General features: G+C 70.0%; 5 protein-coding genes. All 5 read right to left on the minus strand.

All coding sequences use genetic code 11. The annotated features are described in order from the left end of the window. Positions 1-788, minus strand: a 788-nt coding sequence (hisG, locus tag GWI24_RS41865) for an ATP phosphoribosyltransferase (RefSeq protein ID WP_210951251.1), incomplete at its 3' end; no start/stop codon positions are given. 86 nt (positions 789-874) lie between these two features. Continuing rightward, positions 875-1159 carry a phosphoribosyl-ATP diphosphatase gene (locus GWI24_RS41870; protein ID WP_063745107.1) on the minus strand — a complete coding sequence of 95 codons (285 nt, stop codon included), beginning with the start codon at positions 1157-1159 and terminating at the stop codon, positions 875-877. Positions 1160-1183: 24 nt separating this feature from the next. Next, a complete protein-coding gene (ribH, locus tag GWI24_RS41875; RefSeq protein WP_210951252.1) occupies positions 1184-1669 on the minus strand; it encodes a 6,7-dimethyl-8-ribityllumazine synthase in 486 nt (161 codons plus the stop codon). A gap of 120 nt (positions 1670-1789) precedes the next feature. Beyond that, on the minus strand, positions 1790-3124 hold the full coding sequence (locus GWI24_RS41880; RefSeq protein WP_247617628.1) for a bifunctional 3,4-dihydroxy-2-butanone-4-phosphate synthase/GTP cyclohydrolase II: 1335 nt from the start codon (positions 3122-3124) through the stop codon (positions 1790-1792). Between the two features lie 91 nt (positions 3125-3215). Continuing rightward, a partial coding sequence (locus tag GWI24_RS41885; RefSeq protein WP_210951253.1) for a riboflavin synthase occupies positions 3216-3815 on the minus strand: 600 nt, incomplete at its 5' end.

Raw genomic sequence — 3815 nt, forward strand, 5'->3', positions numbered from 1 at the left:
TCGTCCATGATCCGCTGGGCGTCCTTGGCGGGGACCATCGAGCGGACCGCGACCCAGCCCTCGTGGTGCAGCGGGGAGACGGTGGGCGACTCCAGGCCCGGGGTGAGCGCCACGGCGCGCTCCACCTGCTCCACCCGGATGTCGTAGTCCATCATCACGTAGCGCCGGGCCACCAGGACGCCCTGCATCCGGCGGAGGAACTGCTGGACCTTCGGGTCGTCGCTGGGGTCGCCGGTGCGGCGGATGACAACCGCCTCGGACTCCAGGATGGGCTCGCCGATGATCTCAAGACCGGCGTTGCGCAGGGTGGTGCCGGTCTCGACCACATCCGCGATGACCTCGGCGACACCGAGCTGGATGGCGGTCTCGACGGCGCCGTCGAGGTGGACCACGGCGGCGTCCACACCGTTGTCGGCGAGGTGCTTGGTGACCAGTCCGGCGAAGGACGTGGCCACGGTCATCCCGCCGAACTCGCTGACGTCCTTGGCCGCGCCGGGACGGGTGGCGTAGCGGAAGGTGGACCCGGCGAAGCCGAGCTGCATGATCTCCTCGGCCTGGGAGCCGGAGTCCAGCAGCAGATCGCGGCCGGTGATGCCGATGTCGAGCCGGCCGGAGCCCACGTACACGGCGATGTCGCGGGGGCGAAGGAAGAAGAACTCCACCTCGTTCTCCGCGTCGACCAGGACCAGCTCCTTGCGGTCCTTGCGCTGCCGGTAGCCCGCCTCATGGAGCATCGCCGACGCAGGCTCGGACAGTGAACCCTTGTTGGGGACGGCGATGCGCAGCATGAGTGCTCTTTCCTTCGGTAGCTCGGTGGCTCGGTAGCTCGGCTTGCTCGGCTTGCTCGGTAGCGAGGATGTTTTGACGGGGGTGTTCAGAGGTGGGCGTAGACGTCGTCGAGGGTCAGCCCCTTGGCGACCATCATCACCTGGAGGTGGTACAGGAGCTGGGAGATCTCCTCGGCGGTCGCCTCGTCGCTCTCGTACTCGGCGGCCATCCACACCTCGGCGGCCTCCTCCACGACCTTCTTGCCGATGGCGTGCACACCGGAGTGGACCAGCTCGGCGGTGCGGGACGTGGCGGGGTCGGCCGTGGCGGCCTTCTTCTGGAGCTCGGCGAAGAGCTCCTCGAACGTCTTCTTGGGCATCGTGTCCGTCATCCTACTTGGGTCGTGCGACGCCCCTCAGCGCCAGGGTTCGGCGACCGAGCGCAGGGTGGTGGCGGTGGCGACGGCCGCGGTGACCGCCTCGTGGCCCTTGTCCTCGCTGGAGCCCGCGAGCCCGGCCCGGTCCAGGGCCTGCTCCTCGGTGTCGCAGGTCAGCACGCCGAAGCCGATGGGCACGCCGGTGTCCACGCCGACCTGGGTCAGCCCCTGGGTGACGCCCTGGCACACATAGTCGAAGTGCGGGGTGCCGCCACGGATGACGACGCCCAGGGCGACGATCGCGTCATAGCCGCGGCCCGCGAGCACCTTGGCGACGACCGGCAGTTCGAAGCTGCCCGGCACCCGCAGCACGGTGGGCTCGTCGATGCCGAGCTCGCCAAGCGCGCGCAGGGCGCCGTCGAGCAGCCCGTCCATCACCTTCTCGTGCCACTGTGCGGCGATGACGGCGACGCGCAGGTCCCCGCAGTTCTTCACGGACAGTTCGGGGGCGCCCTTACCGCTCACGTCTCTCCTCAGTGTTTCTGGTTTTCCGGTGTTTCTGGTGCTTCTGGTGTTTCTGGTGCTTCTGGTGCTTCTGTGGTGGTGCGTGGATATGCGGCTTTTACGGCTACCGGTTCTGTGTGGCTACTGGTTGCCGCAGGCCGAAATGGGCTCGGCGCGGTCGCCGTCCAGCCAGGGCAGGTCATGCCCCATCCGGTCCCGCTTGGTGCGGAGGTAGCGGAGGTTGTGCTCCCCGGCCTGGACGGGCATCGGCTCCCGGCCGGTGACCCGCAGCCCGTGCCGCACCAGCGCCGTGGTCTTCTCGGGGTTGTTGGTCATCAGCCGAAGCGAGCGCACGCCGAGGTCGGCGAGGATCTCCGCGCCCGCGGCGTAGTCCCGCGCGTCGGCGGGCAGGCCGAGCTCCAGATTGGCGTCCAGGGTGTCCCGGCCCAGCTCCTGGAGCTCGTACGCGCGCAGCTTGGACAGCAGTCCGATCCCGCGCCCCTCATGGCCGCGCAGATACAGGACGATGCCCCGGCCCTCGGCGGTGACCCGCTCCAGCGCGGCGTGCAGCTGGGGGCCGCAGTCGCAGCGCAGCGAGTGGAAGACATCGCCGGTGAGGCATTCGGAGTGGACGCGGACCAGCACGTCCTCGCCGTCCCGGATGTCGCCCTGGACCAGCGCGATGTGCTCGACGCCGTCGGCCGCGCGGTAGCCGTACGCCCGGAAGTCGCCGAAGGCGGTGGGCAGCCGGGTCTCGGCCTCGCGCCGCACAAGCGGCTCTGCGGGCTTGCGGTACGCGATCAGATCGGCGATGGAGACGATCGCCAGGTCGTGCTTGTGGGCGAAGGCGACGAGGTCGGGCAGGCGCAGCATGGCACCGTCCTCCCCCGCGATCTCGCAGATCACGGCCGCCGGGCGCAGTCCGGCCAGCCGGGCGAGGTCGACCCCGGCCTCGGTGTGACCGTCGCGCTCGAGCACCCCGCCGGGGCGGGCGCGCAGCGGGAAGATATGACCGGGACGGACCAGGTCGCCGGGGGTGGTGTCCGGGTCGGCCAGCAGCCGCAGGGTGGTGGCCCGGTCGGCGGCGGAGATACCGGTGCTGACGCCGTGTTCGGCGGTGGCGTCGACCGAGACGGTGAAGGCGGTCCGCATGGACTCGGTGTTCTCATCGACCATCTGCGGAAGCCGCAGCCGGTCGAGGTCGGCGGCCTCCATGGGCGCGCAGATGAGCCCACGGCACTCGTTCATCATGAAGGCGACGATCTCGGGGGTCATCGTCTCGGCGGCGGCGACGAGGTCGCCCTCGTTCTCCCGGTCCTCGTCGTCCACGACCACCACGGGGCGGCCCGCGGCGATGTCGGCGATGGCGCGCTCGATGGTGTCCAGCGCCAGTTCGTCGGGCCAGCGCGCGGCTCGCAGGGAGGCGGCCGGGCCGCTGCTCGGATGCGGATCGGTCACCGCGTATGCCTCACTCATGCTGCGTCCCTTTCACTCGCTTCTCCGCCCACGCGGCACAGAGGCGCGAGCATCGTCGCCGTATGCGGCCCGGCGGCCGCGTGTGCGTCGCTCATGCCGTGGCCTCCTTGCCCTGCGTGCCGTTGTCCCTTCCGAGCAGCCGCTCGACGTATTTGGCGAGTACGTCCACCTCGAGGTTGACCGGGTCCCCGGCCTGCTTGACCCCGAGCGTGGTGAGCGCGAGGGTCGTCGGGATGAGGCTGACGGTGAAGTAGTCGGGGCCCGCGTCCACGACGGTGAGGCTGATGCCGTCCACCGTGATGGAGCCCTTCTCGACGACATAGCGGCTGAGTTCGGCGGGCAGCGAGATCTTCACGATCTCCCAGTGCTCGGAGAGCTTGCGGTCCACGATGGCGCCGGTGCCGTCCACATGGCCCTGCACGATGTGGCCGCCGAGCCGCCCGCCCAGCGCCATCGGGCGCTCCAGGTTGACCCGGGAGCCGATGTCGAGCGCGCCGAGACCGGAGCGGTTCAGGGTCTCGGCCATCACGTCGGCGCTGAACCGGGTGCCCTCCGCGTCCTCGATGATGTCGACGACGGTGAGACAGACGCCGTTGACGGCGATGGAGTCGCCGTGCTTCGCCCCTTCGGTGACGACGGGGCCGCGTACCTGGAAGCGGGACGCGTCACCGAGGTGCTCGATGGCGACGAT

The sequence above is a fragment of the Streptomyces sp. MK37H genome, from assembly GCF_018035285.1.
In the GTDB taxonomy this organism is placed as follows: Bacteria; Actinomycetota; Actinomycetes; order Streptomycetales; family Streptomycetaceae; genus Streptomyces; species Streptomyces endocoffeicus.